Below are 18,243 nucleotides of genomic sequence, written 5' to 3'. Positions count from 1 at the left end.
CGGCGGTAGCGCAAGCTACGGTCCGGTCTCGCGCCGCCGTTCCGATCGGGCCGCCAGATGTCGAAGATCGCGATCATCGGGTTCCAGGGTCGGTTTCCCGGCGGCGCGGCAACGACCTCGCAGTTCTTCGGCCAGTTGCTCGAGGCGCGCTGTTTCTGCGGCGAGGTGCCGCCGGACCGCTGGTCGGCGGGGCGCTTCGTCGCCAGCGACCGTGCGGCCGGCAAGACCGAGGCCGGGCGCGGCCATTTCCTCGACCATGACTACCGCGGCTTCGACCCGGACGTCTTCGGTTTCTCGCCGGACGAAATCGCCGGCCTCGATCCCCAGCAGCGCCTCGTGCTCGAAGTCGCCTTCGAGGCCCTTGAGACCGCGGGCCTCGATCCCTTCGGCCTCGCCGGCCAGGATGTCGGCGTCTATGTCGGCGGCTTCACAACGGATCATCTCCTCAACCAGTTCTCGGCGCAGGCGCGCAGCGCGCTGGGGCGGTTCTCGGCCGCCGGCTCGACGCTGGCGATGCTCGCCAACCGCCTGTCCTACGCCCTCGACCTGCGCGGCCCCAGCCTGACAGTCGATACCGCCTGCGCATCGAGCCTCACCGCCCTCGCCCTTGCCGTCCGGGACCTCGAGGCCGGCGCCTGCGGCATGGCGCTGGCGGGAGGTGTGAGCGTCATGCTCCGGCCGGAATACCAGATCGCCATGTCGGCGGCCGGGCTGCTCGCCGCCGACGGGCGATGCAAACCGTTCTCCAGCCTCGCCGACGGCTACGGGCGCGGCGAGGGTTGCGGCGTCGTGGTGCTGAAGCGGCTGGCCGATGCCCTGGCGGACGATGATCCAGTCGTCGCCGTGGTCGAGGCAGTCGCCACCGGACATGGCGGCCGCAGCGCCGGCATTTCCGCGCCGAACGGCGATGCCCAGGCGGCGGTGATGCGAAGGGCACTCGCGGCCTGCGGCCTTGCGGCGCGAGACATCGGCTATGTCGAGGCCCACGGCACCGGCACAGTGCAGGGCGATCTCGTCGAGGCGCGCTCGATCGGCGCCGTCTACGGCCATGGATCCCCGGACCATGCCTCCGGGGATGATCGATCGGGGCGGCATGCATCAGGTGACCACGGGGCCCGGCGCGGGGCGGTCGCGATCGGGTCGATGAAGGCCAATATCGGCCATCTGGAAGCTGCCGCCGGAATCGCCGGCGTCATCAAGGCGGTGCTGATCTGCCGCGAGCGGCGGGTTCCCCCGCATCTCCTGGTCGGGCATCGGAACCCGGCGATCCCCTTTTCGGCGCTCGGCCTGCGCCTGCCGGAGGCCTGCGAGCCGCTGGAGGCGCCCCACGTCGCGGTCAACGCCTTCGGTTATGGCGGCAGCAGCGCCCATGCGATCATCGGCCCGGCGCCTTGCAGGACCACCGTGGCGGAAGGACCGCCGGAAGCGTTCGGGCCGGCGCTGCTGCCGCTGTCGGCGCAATCGGCCGAGGCGCTGGCCGCCTGGCTGCCGCGCCTCGCGGACCACGCCGAGACCGCCTCGCCCGTGGACCTGCTTCATACGCTGGCGAGGCGCCGGGGCCACCGGGCCCATCGCGGCGCTGTGTGGGTGGAACGCGACGAGGCTCCCGCGGCGATCGCGGCGAAGATCCGGGCGGTTCGCCCCGCCGACTGCCGGCGCTGCGACATGGCCGCGGCCGGAGAGCCCCGGACGCTGCTCGTGTTTTCCGGCATGGGAGCGCAATGGCCCGGGATGGGGCGCGACCTCCTCGCCCGCGAACCGGTGTTCCGGGACGCGATGGAGGAGATCGACGCGGCGTTCCGGCCGCTGGCAGGCGTCTCGCTGATCGACGCCATGGGCGTGGCGGGCAACGACAGGACACGTCTCGACGGCCGGATCGGCCAGCCGGCGAGCTTCGCGTTGCAGGTCGCGCTGGCAAAGCTTTTGGCGCGCTACGGCGTCGAGCCGGACATCTGCCTCGGCCATTCCGCCGGCGAGGTCGCCGCCGCCCACTGCGCCGGGCATCTCACCCTGGAGCAGGCGCTCGTCGTCTCGTGGGCGCGGACCGATCTGCAGACCCGGCGGGCCGGACACGGCGGGATGCTGGCGGCAGCGCTCGGCGAGGCCGAAGCCGAGACCCTCTGCGCGCGCCTGCCGGGGCTGGAGGTCGCCGCCGTCAACGCTGTGGCGTCGATCACGCTGGCGGGGCGGAACGCCGTTCTTTCCGAAGCCGAAGGCGAATTGCATCGCCAGGGCGTGCCGTTCCGCCGCCTCGACGGCGACATCGCCTATCACAGCGCCAACATGGACCCGATCCTTGGCGAGCTCGGCGACCGGCTCGCCGGCCTCGTGCCGCGACCGCCTGAGATCCCCCTGGTCTCCAGCGTCACCGGCAGACGCCTGTCGGGCGACGACGTGATGGACGGGCCCTACTGGTGCAGGAACGTCCGCGCGCCGGTGCGGTTTCGGGCGGCTCTCGAAGCCGCATTCGCCCTCGGCGCAACCCACTGCCTCGAGATCGGGCCGAAGCCGGTGCTTCGCAGCCCGGTCCAGAAGGCCGTCGGCGCGCAGGCGCGAAGGATCGCCGTCATTGCGGTCCTCGACGGACAGGAGGACGAGCGCGGGGCGATGCGCCAGGCCATCGGCCGCTTCCATCTGAGCGGCGGGCGGATCGACTGGAAGCGGATGGCGCCGGGCGGCAGCCCCTGCCCGCTGCCCGTCACCGGCTGGCATCGGCGGCGCCTCTGGCGCGAGGCCGAGGTGCAGGCCCACGACCGGCTGGGCGATCCGGCCGCCAGTCCCTGGGCGGAGCCGGCGCCGGTTCCCCGGAGCTGGATCGCCGATCTCAACCGGGAGGTCTTCGCCTTTCTCGGCGACCACCGGATCGAGGGCGTCGCGATCCTGCCCGGCACCGCCGCCATGGAAGCTGCCCTGCGGACGGCGCTGGCCGTGCGCGACACGGATGCTCCGGCGCTGCCGGTGCGCCTCGCCGACATCCGCTTCCACACCCCGTTCCGGCTCGACCGGCGGCAGGGACAGGTGCTGGACACGCGGCATCTCGGCGGCGGGCTCGAAGTGCTCGCCTGTGATCCCGCCTGTCCGAGCGGCGCCCTTCGCGTCCTTTCGGCGCAGATTGCAGCGGCGCCGCCGGGGGATGCGCCGATGGCGGACGCATGGCATCGCCCCGAGGCACGACCGATCGCGGCATTGGCGGCTGCCGCCCCGCATCCTCTGGAGACCGACCGGCATCAGGCGCGGCTCGCCGCCCTCGGCCTCGCGCACGGCCCGGCCTTCAGGGTGGTTCGCAGCCTCTCCCTGGCGGCGGACGGCCGGACGGTGCTTGCCCAGCTGGCCGTCGATCGCAGCGTGTCTGGCGAGCCGTCCGTGCAGACGGCGCCATGCCTTCTCGACGGCGTCCTGCAGGCGGCGCTGGCCCTGACGGTCGCCTGCGAGCCGCTGGTTCCCGCCGGCATCGATGCCTATACGCTGCATGGCGAACTGCCGCCGTCCCTGTGGGCCATGGTGAGCCTGCGGGACCACCGCGGCCGCGGCCTGCGCTTCGATGCGAGGCTGTACGACAGGGCCGGCCACTGCCTGGCGGAGATGGACGGGATCGTGGTCAAACCGCTGAGGCCGGCGCCAGAGACCGCCCCGCTGCCGGAGCTGTCGCTGATCACCCGGTGGGAGGAGACGCAGGCGACCTGCAGCGCCGCTATCGGCCGCCGCGTTGCCGTGCTGGCTTCGGATGGTCCGGATGGCGCCCTGTTGGAGAGGGCATGGGCGGAGATGGGTGGTCTGGCGGCGAAGGACGATGCGTCCGAGGCGACCGTTGTCGTCGTGCCGGACGGTCCTCGGCCGCTCGCCGACAGGCTCGGCGACCTCCTCGCCCTCGCCGACGATCCGGCACGCGGTCGGCTCTATCTGATCACCCGCAACGCAACGTCCGCCTGCGGGGCCGACCTGCCGGTCCAGCCCGAACAGGCGGCCGTCTGGGGCCTCGGCCGTACCCTCTGCAACGAGCTGGCGGCGAGCGGGACGACGCTCGTCGACGTGGCGCGGGACGAGCCCTGGCACATGGCCGTGGCGGCGGAGATCGCGTCTTTCGGCAAATCCAGCGAGGTGGCGTTCCGCCGGGGGCGCCGCCTGCTGCCGCGCCTCCGGCCAGCCCTGCTGCCGCCGGACTGGGACGGCTCGGTGCGCTTTCATCGGTCGCGCGCCTATCTGATCACCGGCGGGCTGGGCGGCTTCGGCCAACAGCTCGCACTCTGGCTGGCGCGGCGCGGCGCCGGGCGCATCGTCGCGACCAGCCGGGGCCGGCCGCCGCAGGCGCGGATCGCCCCCCTCGCCCGCGAGATCGCCGCGCTCGGATCGCAGCTTCACGTCGAGACCCTCGATCCGGCCGATCGACGGGCGGTGCGCCTCACTCTGGAGCGGCTGGCATCCGCCGACATGGCCCTCGCGGGGATCTTCCACTGGGCCGGCGCGACCGCCGATCGTGCGGCCGCGGCGCTGACGATCGAGGATCTGCAGCGTGTCCTGAGGCCGAAGGCGGAGGGGGCCGAGGCCCTCGATCTGGCGAGCCGCGACCTTTCCCTCGATCATTTTGTCCTCGCCTCGTCGCTCTCCGCGCTCACCGGCAACCCGCGCCAGGCCAACTACGCCGCCGCGAACGCCTATCTGGACGGGCTCGCCCTCGCCCGCCACAAGGCCGGACTACCGGCGCTCAGCGTCAATTTCGGACCTGTCGCCGGCGCCGGGATGGCCGCCGATCCGGCGGTCGCGGCGCATCTGGTGGCGGCCGGCATGCCCGCCATGACCATGGCGTCCGCCCTCGCCGGCCTCGGCGCGGCGATGGGCGCGGGGCTGGCGCAGGTCAGCCTGTCCCGGCCGATCGACTGGGGTCGCTGGGCGCGCTACGATCCGCGCGCAGCGCAGACCGACAGGATGGCGTTTTTCCGGGAAGGCACCGTCGCGTCAGGCGGAACGCGGCCCGACCTTCGCAGCGACCTCGGCCGGCACCCGGCCGGCCAGCGGCCGAGGGTCGTGGCGGAGCATCTGGGGCCGATCCTCGCCGAGGTGCTGAAGGCGGCGCCCGGGCAGGTCTCGGCGGACATCCCGCTGACCCGGATGGGGCTCGATTCCCTCGGCGCCGTGGAGATGCAGCGGCTCATCGAGGAGAGATTCGGGGTGCTTCTGCCGATCACCATTCTGATCGGCGGCGACAGCCTGGCGGCCATCGGCGCGATCATCGCCGACGACCTCGCCGAGCCGGCGAAATGAACTCCCCCCTCCGGCCGAGAGCGTCCGGAGCGGCGACCGCCGCCGGGATATGGGCGAGACCGGACGCCGACATTACGGGGCGCCAATCGCAATTTCCGGGTGTAAGCTGCCGGCTCCCGCCTCGCTCTTCGGATGCCGAAGAGGGCCGGCGCGCCGCGAAGGGAGACGAGGTCGATGAAGAGTGAGCTCATTGCGATCATTTCCGGCTATCTCGACGTTGCGCCGGAGGAACTGCAGGACTACCGGACGCTCGAGGATCTCCATATCGACTCCCTCGATTTCATCGAGATCATGTTCGAGATCGAGGAGAAATACGACGTGCCGGTCGGCTCCGACATCCAGCGGCACCGCGACGAGATCCACAATCTCGGCGACGTCCTGCGGCTGACCGAGGAACTGATCCTGAAGGACCGGGGGGTCCAGCCGGCCAATGCCAATGGGTGAGCGCACGGCCTCCCGCGTCGTCGTCACCGGCATCGGCGTCCTGTCGGGCTTCGGAGCGGGGCTTGCCGCCTTCGAGGCCGGCCTGTTCTCCGGCCGATCCGCCATTCGCAGGATCGAGGGCTTCGATACCGCCGGGCTGGCCTGCCGGTTCGGCGCCGAGATCCCCGGGTTCGACTGGCAGGGCCTCGTCCGCAGGTCGGAGCTGCACTTTTACGACCGGGTCGGCCTTCTCGCGATGGCCGCGGCCGATGAAGCGCTCGGCCATGCGGGGCTGGGTCCGGACGAGATCGGCCCAGCGGCGGGGGCGATGATGGGGACGGCCTTCGGCCCGGCGGAGGCGATAGAGGATTGCGTGCTGCGGGCCGCGAGCCACCAGAGGCTGCGGCCGACCGCGGTGGTCAGGATGATGCTGAACGGCGCGACGGCGGCACTCTGCGCCCGCTACCGGCTGCAACGGGCGGCGACCGCCCATGTCACGGCCTGCGCCGCCTCGGCCCATGCGATCGCCGACGCCGTCCATGCCATCCGCCGGGGCGAGATGGACCTCTGCCTCGCCGGCGGGGCGGAGGCATTTCCGACGTCGGCGCTGTTCGCTGCCTGGGACGCGCTGGCGATCATGAGCCCGGAGATCGATCCTGCCGCCGGCATCATGCGGCCGTTTTCGCCGGACCGGACGGGTTTCGTCATCGGCGAGGCCGCCGCCGTGCTGGTGCTGGAGCGGGAAGAGCGGGCACGCTCGCGCGGCGCGCCGATCCTGGGCGAGATCTGCGGCGTCGGCGCCGTCTCGGACGCGGCCAGCCTGACGAAGCCGACGCTGCCGGGGATGACGCGGGCGATGCGGGCGGCCATCGCCGACGCTGGTATTGCCCCCGAGGACATCGGCCACGTCAACGCCCATGGCACGGCGACCGAGCTCAACGACGCGCTGGAGAGCCAGGCGATCCGCGAACTGTTCGGGGCACGGGCGGACGACATCCGCGTCAGCGCCTGCAAGGCGGCGATCGGGCACTGCATGGGCGCCGGCAGCGCCGTCGAGGCCGTCGCCGCCATCCTGGCGCTTCGCCGGCAGGAAGCGCCCTGCCCCGTCGACCTGCTGCCGCCGGACGGTGTCCCGGCACCGCCGGGCGCGGCCGGTGGGGAGCCGGTGCGGCGGATGGAGACCGCCGCCGCCCTGTCGAACTCCTTCGCCTTCGGCGGCCACTATGCCGCCCTCGCCGTCAGGCGCGTGCCGGATGCCGTGCCAGCGCCGTGAGCGCGTCGTTGATCCGGGCGGCCAGGAGATCGGGGGCGAGGCTCGCGAGCGGGGCCAGTGGCAGGCCCGCGAGGCAAGCCAAATCGAGGGTTTCGAGGACGACGAGCAGCCGGTGGAGCTGCGGCCCGACTTCTGCGGTCGGGCTGCCCGACAGGGCGAGGTCATCGGCGCGCCAGAGGAGACCGGCCGAGCGGCTGGCCGCGACGAGTTCGGCGATCTCTCCCGGGAGCCTTGCGATCACCGCGGCATCGCAGCCGCGCAGGTCGTCGGCCAGCGCGGCGAGCGCGGATGCGGCGTCGGCGGCAGGATCCGGCGGCGCATCCGCCGCGCCGATGGGTTCGCGTGAGAGGATCTCGGCGGCCTCGCCGAGCCGATCCTCGCCCGCCAGGAGGACCGCCCGCAGACCGGCATGGCGCGCCCGAAGCCCCAGCAGCGCATTCCACAGCAGCGGATAGGGAGCCTCGCCCGGCATCAGGCCATGCGGCAGGACGCGCGGGTCCGGCGGCCCGGCGAGCCCCGCGCCGGCCCGGAAGAGCCGCCGCGCATGGTCGGGCAGATCCGGCGCTCCGGCGAGACCGGCGAAGCTTCGGCAAAGGGCCTTTGCCGCCGCCGCGACGCGCTCGGCCAACGCGGCCGGAGGGAAATATTCCGGCAGGCGGCGATGGAAGGCCCGCAGGCGGAGGTCCTGCTGCTGGGACGCAGGGCGCAGATCATCGCCGTCAGGGTGCAAGCCCGACAGCGCTGCGGCCAATCGCAGGAGCGCGGCGAGGTCCGCCAGATGTTCGTCGCCGAGGGTGAGCTGACGCGGGTCGTGGCGCCCGAGCCCCCGCGCCACCGCCAGCGCCTGGAGCCGAAGCGTCGCGAGCGCCGGGTGGACGGCCGTCACCTCGGCCAGCCAGACGGCGCAGCGGCGCATGGCGGCCGCGACGTCTGTGGGAAACAGCGGCGTCTGCAGCCGCGCGACCAGCCGCAGATAGGCGGAGAGCTGCGGCCGGAACCGGATGAGCAGATCCTCGCTCGGCGTTGCCGGATCGGCGACGACGCCGGGCGCGCCGTCTCCTCCGATCCAGGCACTTTCGACGAGACACCAGCGCCGGCCATCCCCGGACGTCACGGACAAAGCTCCGTCGAGAAACGGGATCGTCAAGCGGCTGGGATCGAATGCCACCGACGCACCGGACTCGAGCCAGGCCGCGCAGCCGGTGCCGGGATCCGTCGCCGCGAACAAGGCGAGGCATGGCGGGACCGGGTCGGCGAGCCGGCCGCTCGCGGTGACGTCGAGCGCGAAGGCGATCTCCGGCAGCGACGGCAGGGCCGGCTTCGACAGCGCCTCATCGCCCGACAGGCGAGCGCTCTTCAGGAAGGCTTGCGGCCGGAAGCTCCCCCGCTCGCGCCAGCCGACCTGCCGCAGGCCGGGGAATCGCTGGCAGAGGCTGCCGCGCATCAGCCGCGCCCAGGCATCGGCCCGGTGGTCCTCCATGAACAGCGCCTGGCAGGCAAAGCCGACCGCGGTGATGCTGCGGGCGGGAAGTTCGGCGAGGACGGTCTCGAGATTCGCTGGCACCACCGCGCCCCGGGACAGGAGGGACGGCGGGTCGCCCGGGCTGCCGCTCGCCCAGATCGCGTGACGGGTGACCCGCCGCGCGATGTCGCAGTCGCCGACGGAGAGGATCGGGCTCGCCTTCGCCGTCCACGGTGACCGGGTGAGATGCGCCATGGCGAAGGCGGCGGGGCCGCAGAACGGGCGAGGCGCCTCGGCGAAAACCCGGCGCAGGCTCGCCAGAAGGTCGCCGCTCACCTCGAACAGCTGGAACAGCCGCTCGCCATAGGTGATGGAGCGCACGACATGGGTGCCGAAATCCTCGAAGTAGGCGAGATAGCGCCCTGCCTGCCGGGCGGTGACGTCGCCATGGAGTTCGGCCCCCTCGCGCCGCATCTCCCGCAGGCGCAGCCGCGCCATCGCTGCCCGGCCCTCCGGCGTCAGCCATTGGAGGATCCGGACCTTGCGGTTGAGCCCCAGCCATTCCTGCGTGTGGGTGGCGGTGCCGCGCCGGCCGCCGAGGCGGACGAGGAGATGGGCGTGCGCCGGGCGCAGGCTGAGGTCGAGCCCCAGCCGGGCCTCGAGGTCCGAGAGATCCTGCCCGGCCATCAGGCTGCCGGCGCAAACCGACAGCGGCCCGTCGAGCCCGACCATCGGAGCGACGGAATAGTCGAAGACGTGGGAGAGAAGATCCTCGACGCTGTCGTGGAGGGAGAGGACCGGCGGGTCCCATCTGGCCGGTCCGGCCGGAACGGGCGCGGTCTCGCTCACCACCGGCGTGCCCGCAGGGCGGTGCCAGGGCAGCTCCGGCGCGACGAAAGCGGGCTTCAGGCCCGACAGGAGGTCGACCGGGTCTCCCAGGCGGAGGTTCGGGCGAAGGTTCTCGTCCATGCCGGCGGTCAGTTCGCCTCGAAGGTGCCGACGATGACGAGGTCGGTCGGCACCGCGACGACGCTCATCGTCATCAGGCTGGAGGGAAACAGGACGTTGCGCAGGGCGAAATAGGTGATCGGCCCGAAGGAGATGCCGGCCATCGCACTGGTGAAGTCACTGCTCAGGATCGACTGCAGCTCGCTGTTGATGGTTCCCGACGCGCCGCCGGTCACGGTGACGGAGGGTGCCTGCGGGGTGATCTGGATCGCCTGGGACGCGCCGCTTCCCGACAGGCTGACGGGGTTGTTGGCCGCAACCGTGATGGTGTTGCCGACGTTTCCGCTGGGGGTGATCGACTGGTAGAGGAAGAAGCCGTCGGTCGCGGTGCCGGAATAGGTTCCGCCGAGATAGAGCGAATAGGTGACGGTGGTCTTGTCGCAACAGCTGCCATAGCTGAACGAGCCGGAAAAATGCATCTGCGGCGCGATATAGGCGCTGTATCCCTCCGAAGCCGACGGTGACTGGGGATAGAGGCTGAACGGCTTGCCGGCGCCGTTGAAGCCGACGCACAGGATGTTCGCAAAGACGATGCGGGAGCTGATCATCAGGCTGCAGGTGTAGCCGCTGGCGGTCGGGACCGGCTCCAGCACGATCGGGTCGCCGCTGGCGGGCGTGCCGTCGGTGGTGATCAGCAGCTGCACGACGATGTTGCCGGAATTGGTCTGCAACACGTTGAACTGGAACCCTGTCGGCGTCAGCGCCGCGATGGTGCCGCTGCCGAAATCCACCGAGGCGACCTGATAGGTCACCCCGTGGGTGGCGAACCAGCTGCGGATCTGGTCCGCGAGCTCCTGCGACGTGACGCCGTCGATGGTCACATTGGTGACCGTGAAGGCGCCATTGGCGAAGTCGAGCAGGACGGTGTGGGTGGTCGCGTCGATCAGGCCGGTGACCGAGGTGAGCGGGACCGCGGCCGAGATCGAAGGATTGCTGCCGACATCGATGGTCTGGACCGGCCCCCAGGTGACACGGCCGTCGTTCGGCGTGCAGCCGCAGGACGCCGGCTGGAACCCGGAGGCGACCGGCATCGTGCCCGAGCAGGTGCTGCCAGCGGTGATCGCCTGGGTCACGGTGACGGTGTTCGAGCCGCCGGTGAAGACGAAGCTCGGCGCGGCCAACGTGAAGGAGACCTGCGTGACGACGCAATAGGTGCCGTGCGGGCTGGAAAGCGCCGGGCCGCAGAAGACCTGCGCGATGGTCATCTGGCCGCTGCCGGCGGTCAGGCCCACAAACTGCGCCTGGAAGAACGCGTCGACCGCGCTTTCGAGGACGTTGAGCACCGCGTCCCAGCCGTTGAGCACCTCCTTGTCCTGCGCCATCTGGGCGAGCAGGTTGCTGAGCGTCGGATCATCGGCCATCGGTTTCGCTTTCGGTGGACGCGCTCTCAGGGGGTCGGGGCCAGGCTTCCGGCGATCAGGAGGTCGCCCGGAAGTGCCGCCACCTCGAAGGTCAAGGCATGGCCGGGCAGGGCCAGATCGCGCAGCACCAGATCGCTGACCGCCGTCAGCCGCACCCGCGTCATGTCGGCCCGGATGTCGCCGAGAAGGAACGTCTGAAGCTGCGGCTTGACGATGTTTTCGTAGAACCCCTCGCCCGTCACCGCCTGCGCGCCCTCCTCCAGCCCGACGAGTTGGCCGGTCCCCTCTCCGCTGATCGCCACCGGATAATGGGCGGAAAGCTCCAGCTCGAGCCGGACCGTCGAGGCCGGGTCGGTGAAGGTGAAGAGCTGCAGGCCTTCGTCGCAGGAGCCACCGAAGCGCATGTAGAACCGGGCGTGGTCGGTGACGTAGATCTGCCCGTCCGTGTTGCCGAAGCGGCCCTCGAAGACCATCGGCTCATGCACCTGCAGGAACCAGTGGACCTGCCCGTCCTGAGGCGGCACGCAGGACAGCTTGATGTCGCCGGTGCCGAGATTGTAGCTGCTGGCGACCAGCGCCATCGCAGCCTCGGACCCGACGATGACGCTGAAGCCGTCGCCGTCCGGATGCGGCACCGGGGCGCTCGCCGCGGCAAGCTGCGGCGCCGAGGCGGGTCCCGTGAGGATCTGCAGCAGCGGCTCGCCCTCGAGCGACGCGGCGATGCGGGCGGCGACCTGCCCCGGTGCCAGCGCGTGGGGCGGGTACCCCTGCGGCGATGCCAGGCTGGCGATGTGGCCGGAAAACCCGCCCGCCGCCAGCCACTCGCCGGTATCACCACAGATGAGCTCGCCGGAAATGTCGGCGCCGCGAGCGTCGGCCAGAGTGACGCCGGCGGCGGTAAGATCGAGTTCGACCGTGAAGCCGCCCTCCGGCTCCCTCCGAACCGCGAGCGGCGCCAGCACCGTCAGATGCAGCGGGCTGTCGTCGGTGATGACGAGCGGATCCGACCAGCGGGTACCGACGCCTTCGAGGAGCGCGCGGGCGTCGGGAATGGCGGGCGGGGTTTCACCAGGCAGCCTGCCGGGCTGCAGCGTGCCGGCTTCGATCCGGAATAGCAGCCGCGCCGCCTGATCGCTCTGGCTGAGAACGAGGCTCGGGGACGGCAGGTCGGCGCGCAGGGCGACGAGGCCACGACGTCCATCGGTCTCGCCGGGCCCGATGAAGACGAGGGCGTCGTCCGCGTCCCGGGCCTGCGCCCCGCTGCTCCTGCTGGCGAGGAGAGACCGGACGGATGACGCGGAGAGGTTCAGAGCGACGTCCCAGCCCTCCGGCAGCGACGGGGCCTCGCGCATTGCGGCGAGCACCGCCGCCCTGTCCCGGCCGGCCGCCGGATTCATCGCCGCCACCCGGCGCCCCGGCTCGTCTCGGCGCCCTGCCCCGCTGCGACGCGACGCTCCGGGCCGGGCGCGAGCGCCACCCTCAGCTCCCCGTCGTGCCGGGCAGCGGATATCCCGGCAGAAGCAGGGTGACGTTCTGCGGATCATTCTCGATGTCCGGCTGCCAGACGACGGCGATCAGCGGCGGGGTCACGGCGCCCGCCTCGATATCGATCGTGTAGTTGACCTGCCCACCGATCGCCGGGTCGATGGGGCCGTAGGTGAAGCTGAAGCTCTTGGGCAGGCCGGTCTTGGTGACGCTGCTGGTCGTCGTGCCGCTCTCGAAGTTGACGCCGCCGAAGCTGCCCTTCGCGCCGGCGGAGGCGGGAACGGTCACCGTGTAGGTGGCATTCGTCTTGCGCACCTTGGCAAGGAAGCTGCCGACCACCAGCGCCGAGGACGGCACCTTGGCGGTGGACATGGCGATCAGCTGATCGGCCGGAAACAGCAGGCTCTCCAGCGCCATGATCGACAGCGGCTTGAAGCTGATCTGACTCATGTTGGACTGCAACTGGCTCGGCACCGCGGACGACAGGGCCGACAGGAGCGCGATCTTGATGTCGTTGTCGTCGCAGTGGCAGGCGGCGGTCGGCTTCAGGTCGCTCGACTTGTCGACCGTCACGCTCGGATTGGTGGTCGCGAACCGGACCACCTGGTTGGTGCCGCTGTCGAAGACCTCCAGCGGATAGGTGCCGTCCATCGTCACATAGACGGTGGCCGAGGCGGTCTGCCAGTTCGTCCAGTAGTAGTGCCCAGGGCTTTCCGGTCCGCCTTGCGCATAGACATATTGCCGGTACTGGAAGCTCACCGAGGTCCCGCCGCTCGGCGGGTTGGCCGTGCCGTTGGTATAGGCAAGGGCGATGCCGTCCGTCTGGGTGCGTTCGAAGGTCAGCCCGGAGAGGTCCCAGACAAGGTCGTTCGACTGGGCCGAGATCCGGAACTCGGTCGTCGTGCCGTCGACGTCGTAGCTGTCGGCGAAGGGAACCGGCGCGGTCACGGTGCCCTTCGACATCTTGGCGCTCCAGGCCTCGAAGTCCTTGGCGGGGGCGATGGCCTCGACCTCGAAATTGGTGGAGCCGCGATTGAAGCTGTCGGCGAAGATGTGCTTGAAGGTCAGCTCCGAGCTGATCATCAGCGAGATCATGAAATCGCTGGATCCCGCGACCGGTCCGGCCGGGTCGTAGGCGACCGGCTCGGTCAGCGCCAGGGACTGCAGGTTCTGCACCTTGCCGGTGGTGGCCATCAGCATCTGCAGGACGTTGTTGCCGGCATTGGTGTTCATCGCATGCAGCACGAACTTCGTCGGCGTCAGATCCGCATCGCTGGCGAGATTGGTCGTGTTGATGGTCTGGACGTCGAAGCGGATCTCGTTCTGGGCATAGTAGTCGGCGATCGCCGCGGAGATCTGCGTCGCGTTGGGAGCCGGATCCCAGTTGGGCGGATTGACGTGGATGTTGCGCAGGACGAAGGAGCCGGTCGGGAAGTCCAGCGTGACCGTCAGGGTCTTGTCCTTGTCGCCCTGCCCCGGCGGCGGCTCGACGACGCCCTTGATCGTCGACAGCTGCACGTTGGCAAAGACGTAGGGCGACTTGCTGGTGTCGACGACGGCCGGCGAACTCCATGAGACGTTGAGGGTCAGGGTCTGGGTGCCGCTGCCTTGATCGGTGAGCGTGATCGGCGTCGTTCCGGCCGGATCGGCGGACAGCTTGATGCGGGTCTCGTTTGCCGTGCTCGACCAGCCGACGATGTAGTATTCGTTGGCACCCGTCGAGGGATCGCCGACCTGAAGCGGCGCCGGCAAGGTCCCCGTGCTGGTGAGGAAGATGCTGCCGAGGCCGGGGCCGAGCACGTCGCGCGCCGGGATCACCAGCTCGCCCGTCGCGACATCCGCGGTGAAGGTCAGGGGGCCGGCCGGCAGATAGGCGTCTGCCGGAATGAAGGTGCTGGGAACGGTGGCGCTGCCATTGACGTCGACCGAGCCCGCCTTGACCTCGCCGCCCTTGATGAACTGCTGCACCGTCGCCTGGTCGGAACTCGCGACGAACTGCAGCAACGGGTTGGTGAGGTCGATCTGGAGCTGGGTGACCTGGCTGGTCCAGAAGGTCTGCCCCCGGAACACGACCGGCGTCGGCGTGCCGAAATAGGACGCCTTGATCGTCATCAGGCCGGTGTCGCTGCCGGGATGCAGCGTCTTCAGATAGGCCTGGAACTGCTGGTTCAGGAAGGCGTTCACCGGCCCCGACAACATGCTGAAGGCGGCATCCCAGCCGTTCAGCACCGCCTGGTTCTGGTACATCTGGCCTTCGAGATAGCCGAGGCTCGGGGCCGAACTCGGCACCGCGGCGAAGACCGTTTCCTCGCTGTCCCTCCGAGGCCCGGCAAGGAAGGCCGCCGGCTCGGCACGGCGGCCGCACAGGGCGCGCATCATCGTGCGCCGCAGGGACTCGACCGGATCGTTGTAGATCGCGGTGACGTGGAATTCGAGCTCGATGTCGACCAGGAGATCGTCGAAGGCGATGTCCTTGTTGGTGCTCTTGGCCGGAAAGCCGATGTTCCAGTCGGTGAAGGGCGTCAGATGCGTCACCTGATCGGCGAAGGTGCCGGTGTTGGTGCCGAACTTCGCGGCACCGGTCGCGACGTCGTAGACATAGGGGCCGAAGGCCCGCATCGTCGAGGTGAAGGTGCGGGTCTGGCGTTCCTGGTCGCGGTCGAGGAAAGGTTGCGCCTGGGTGTTGAGCGCGATCTCGTAATCGCCCGAGGCGGTGGATTTCACCCCTGAGATCTTCGGCACCACCCGGTCGATCCGGACCATCACGTAGTTCAGGAAGCCCGGATCCGACAGGTGCACCGAGATCCGCTTGAAGCGGCCGCCGATCAGCTCCTTGTAGGGGATCGAGGCGACCTTGACGACGATCGGGTCGTTCACCTTCTGCGGCTGCGGGTTGAGGTGCTGGATCGCGCCGATGATGCTGGCGTCCTGGCTGGAGATCACCCCCAGGAGCTGGTTGAGCGAAAACGAGGTGATCGGCACCGGATCGCCGAAATAGGTGAATTGCAGCGCCCCGTTCTGGGTCTCCAGCACCCGTGCCAGCGTGCTCAGTACCTGCTTCAGCTGGAACTGCAGCTGCCCGGTCATGCCGATCAGGTCGAGCTTGGCGAGGTCCGGCGGGACGGAGGGGTTGGTGAGGTTGAGGGCGTTGGTCAGCGCCGAGATCCTGGCCTGCTGCTGGCCGTTGATGGTCTTCAGCCGCTGGTTGTTGGCGATCTCGACCAGCAGCCGGCTGGCCTCGGTCTGGGCGCTGAGAAGCGCCGAACCGACGATGACGAGGTTCCTGACGGCGGCGATCAGATTGGCCTTGTCCTGCTGCAGCTTGCCGTTCTGCGGTACGCCGGCGAGCGCCGCCTCGACATTGTTCGGGATCATCTGCAGGTCGACGAGGCTCGGCATCTCGAGGTCGCCGGCGTCGGAAGCCGCCTGGATCGAGGCGGCCAGCGCGTTGATCTTGGAGAGGTCCTTGGTGACCGTCTCGATCACCGAGAGCTGGCTGATCACCTTCATGACCGCCTGCAGCTTGTCATAGACGTCCTTCAGCGCCTTCAGCGCGTCGAGCACCCCCTTCTCGGCCGCCGCCGGAATGCCGGCGAAGGCCATTCCGAGGCTGAACAGCCCCTCGGCGATGCCCACCACGGCCTTGAAGATCTCGTCCTTCTCGTAATTGACATAGTCGATCTCGAACTGCTGGACGATGCCGGGAGGCGCGCCGAGATTGCTGATCAGCGTCTGCTGGGCGCCGAGCTGCGTCTTCAGCTGGGTGATGTTCTGCAGCGACTTCTGCAGCTGCAGGTCGAGCTGGTCGATGATGTTCTGGTAGTACTGGTCCATCGCCTGGCGACCATCGGCCAGCGCCTGGAAATACTGGGTGAGGACGCCGCCGATCGCCCGGACGTTGTCGTTGACCGCGGCAATGGAGGTCATCACCTTGTAGCTGGCGACGGTGGTGACGAGCTGGGTCTGGTAATTGCCGATCTGGCCGCTCAGCAGCGTCGCCTGGTTGACCAGGTCGCCGACATATTTCGAATAGCTGTCATAGGTGACATAGGGCACGAAGACCGTTTCGGCGCCGAAGGTCGCAACGGAATTGGCGAGGTAGAGCGCCCGCACCCTCGCATTCGCCAGCACCTCGTCGTCGGTGTCCGCCGGGATGATGCGCGCCAGCCAGTTCAGATAGGCGATCTCCAGCCCCTGGACGAGCTCGGCGCCGGCGCCCTGCGCCTGCAGCAGGGCCTCCCCCGCGACCACCGAGAACTCGACGCTCTGGGACAGACCGGACAGGACGCAGGGGCTCGGGGGATCGGTCAGGACGCCGGCGACATCGACCGTGTAGCGCCGCGTCGCGGGATCGACGGTCGCCGTCGTCTCCATGAGGAAGCCGTCGAGGGCGGTCTTGCGCTTCACCGGGCTCGCTGCGTCGCTCTGGAAAATGAGCGCGCCATACATCTCCTGGCAGGCGACGGTGAGTTGCTGCAGCCCCTTGTCGCTCATGGCCAGCACCGGGGTCTGGGCCGCCTGGGTGGTGTCGATGATCTGCGCGACGAGGGTGATGTTGTCCGACGGCAGCGCGATGGGCGGGGCGCCATGGCCGGAACTCGCCTGCAGCACCTGCGCGAAACAGGAGAAGCTCTGCAACGGATAGGTCTCGCCGATGATCTCGGCCCCCATCAGCTTCACCTTTGCGAGGTCGACGCGCTCCTGATAGATGTCGACGACCGGCGTCACGATGCCGGACGCCCAGGAATCGTCGGTCTGGGGAAAGATCGTCGCCCAGTCGTAGTCGAGGGGGCGGCGCAGGGGGATGACGACGCCGCTGCCGTATTTCTGCATCAGGCCGCCGGCCACCAGCCGATCCCACGGACCTTCGACGAGCGCGCCCGGCATCAGCTCGGCGATCGGCGTCAGCTGGCAGGCATAGGTGACGTCGAGGGTCAGGGCCGAAAGCCGCGAATAATCCTGGGAGGCCGCGAAGATGCTGGGCGTGCCGTCGGGAACGTAGCCGTTGGCCCAGTCGCCATTGGCGATCGCGGTGGCGAGCGCCGGGTCCCGGCCGATCGTCGTCAGGGCGCCGTAGGCGCTGACGAAGCCGCCGCCGGCCAGCGGCGAGGTATAGATCACCCAGCTGTTGGCGAGGACGCCCGACACCGCCATGGTGCCGTCGGGCTGCTTCGTTGCCGCCAGCTTGAACTGCGTCTGCAGATACTTGAACGGGGCGTCCTGATAGACGAACACCTGCAGAAGCTTGTCGCCGTTGAAGATCGTCGTGACGAAATGGGTGCCGAGCTCGGCGATCGCCGCCAGATACCGCCGGGCATCGGCCAGCGTCAGCCTGCTGTCGTAGAGCGGCGATCCGGACACCGGTTCCTCGGCCCTCGGCAGCGCGTCGACGATCGCTGCGGCCTGCGCGGTCAGAACGTCCTGATAGTCCTGCGAGGCGTTGCCGTCGGTGTAGTCCCCCGTCGTCGTCGAGGCGCACCGCTCGTAGGTGACGAGCATGTAGTTGGCCGGCCCGGCGGGGTCGATGCCGAGGAACTGCGCCGCAGCGGCCAGCGCCGCGGCGCCGTCGGCATCGTTCAGCGCCAGCGGGCCGGACGGCACCGCGATCGCCCGCGGATCGTTCGAGAGCGGCAGCACCTCGTAGCGATAGACCGCCGAGACCAGCGACTGCACCGACTGGTGCAGCGTGATCACCGGCGTGCCCGACCAGAACGGGAAGTCCGACGCCACGGTGGTCGGGCCCTGCGGCTGCAGCGGCTGCTGGGGCGGCGTGAAGAAGGGCGAGGCGATCGGACCGTTCGGATCCCAGACAGGTCGGTAGCCGTAGAGGAGATTGGCCGCCGTGCCGACGGTGATCGCATGCGTCATGACGCGCTCTCCTAAAGAACGAGACAGGTGCAGAACGAGACAGGCCAGCCTTTCGGCTCCGATCGGACGTCCTTCGACGTCGGATGGCAGAGTAGCGCCAGGTC

Annotated in this window: 7 protein-coding genes; 3 read left to right on the top strand and 4 right to left on the bottom strand. The window is 69.8% G+C overall.

Annotated features, from left to right (window positions below):
• Nucleotides 1–57: 57 nt before the first annotated feature.
• The 3 genes from ATO4_RS16965 (at nucleotide 58) to ATO4_RS16955 (ending at nucleotide 6,955) form a co-directional block, all read left to right on the top strand.
• Nucleotides 58–5,259: a type I polyketide synthase gene (locus tag ATO4_RS16965; RefSeq protein WP_083592726.1), complete on the top strand. Its 5,202-nt coding sequence runs from the start codon at nucleotides 58–60 to the stop codon at nucleotides 5,257–5,259.
• Between the two features lie 174 nt (nucleotides 5,260–5,433).
• Complete coding sequence (locus ATO4_RS16960; protein ID WP_176223035.1) at nucleotides 5,434–5,703, top strand: phosphopantetheine-binding protein; 270 nt, start codon at nucleotides 5,434–5,436, stop codon at nucleotides 5,701–5,703.
• Entirely contained in the window at nucleotides 5,696–6,955 is a 1,260-nt protein-coding gene (locus ATO4_RS16955) for a beta-ketoacyl-[acyl-carrier-protein] synthase family protein (protein WP_176223034.1), read from the top strand. Before ATO4_RS16960 ends, ATO4_RS16955 begins: the two co-directional genes overlap by 8 nt.
• Here the strand turns inward: ATO4_RS16955 and ATO4_RS16950 are convergent.
• The 4 genes from ATO4_RS16950 to ATO4_RS16935 all read right to left on the bottom strand — a co-directional run bounded on the left by ATO4_RS16950 (nucleotide 6,921) and on the right by ATO4_RS16935 (nucleotide 18,139).
• Nucleotides 6,921–9,386: a hypothetical protein gene (locus tag ATO4_RS16950; protein WP_083592723.1), complete on the bottom strand. Its 2,466-nt coding sequence runs from the start codon at nucleotides 9,384–9,386 to the stop codon at nucleotides 6,921–6,923. The genes ATO4_RS16955 and ATO4_RS16950 overlap by 35 nt on opposite strands.
• 8 nt (nucleotides 9,387–9,394) lie before the next feature.
• Nucleotides 9,395–10,786 (bottom strand): hypothetical protein, encoded by a 1,392-nt coding sequence (locus ATO4_RS16945; RefSeq protein ID WP_083592722.1) that lies wholly within the window; start codon nucleotides 10,784–10,786, stop codon nucleotides 9,395–9,397.
• Between the two features lie 26 nt (nucleotides 10,787–10,812).
• The gene (locus ATO4_RS16940) at nucleotides 10,813–12,183 is read right to left on the bottom strand and encodes a hypothetical protein (RefSeq protein ID WP_083592721.1); all 1,371 of its coding nucleotides are present in this window, start codon (nucleotides 12,181–12,183) and stop codon (nucleotides 10,813–10,815) included.
• A gap of 82 nt (nucleotides 12,184–12,265) precedes the next feature.
• A complete protein-coding gene (locus tag ATO4_RS16935) occupies nucleotides 12,266–18,139 on the bottom strand; it encodes a hypothetical protein (RefSeq protein ID WP_083592720.1) in 5,874 nt (1,957 codons plus the stop codon).
• Nucleotides 18,140–18,243 lie beyond the last annotated feature (104 nt).

The sequence above is a fragment of the Aurantimonas sp. 22II-16-19i genome (assembly GCF_002088275.1).
In the GTDB taxonomy this organism is placed as follows: Bacteria; Pseudomonadota; Alphaproteobacteria; order Rhizobiales; family Rhizobiaceae; genus Jiella.
The sequence above is the reverse complement of the archived record's forward strand: the minus strand, read 5'-3'. Positions and strand labels throughout refer to the sequence as shown.

What these genes read in the sequence shown, in the direction of transcription:
- ATO4_RS16945 (WP_083592722.1), bottom strand. Translation starts at nt 10,786, where the DNA reads ATGGCCGATGATCCGACGCTCAGCAACCTGCTCGCCCAGATGGCGCAG.
- ATO4_RS16940 (WP_083592721.1), bottom strand. Translation starts at nt 12,183, where the DNA reads ATGAATCCGGCGGCCGGCCGGGACAGGGCGGCGGTGCTCGCCGCAATG.
- ATO4_RS16965 (WP_083592726.1), top strand. Translation starts at nt 58, where the DNA reads ATGTCGAAGATCGCGATCATCGGGTTCCAGGGTCGGTTTCCCGGCGGC.
- ATO4_RS16950 (WP_083592723.1), bottom strand. Translation starts at nt 9,386, where the DNA reads ATGGACGAGAACCTTCGCCCGAACCTCCGCCTGGGAGACCCGGTCGAC.
- ATO4_RS16955 (WP_176223034.1), top strand. Translation starts at nt 5,696, where the DNA reads ATGGGTGAGCGCACGGCCTCCCGCGTCGTCGTCACCGGCATCGGCGTC.
- ATO4_RS16960 (WP_176223035.1), top strand. Translation starts at nt 5,434, where the DNA reads ATGAAGAGTGAGCTCATTGCGATCATTTCCGGCTATCTCGACGTTGCG.
- ATO4_RS16935 (WP_083592720.1), bottom strand. Translation starts at nt 18,139, where the DNA reads ATGACGCATGCGATCACCGTCGGCACGGCGGCCAATCTCCTCTACGGC.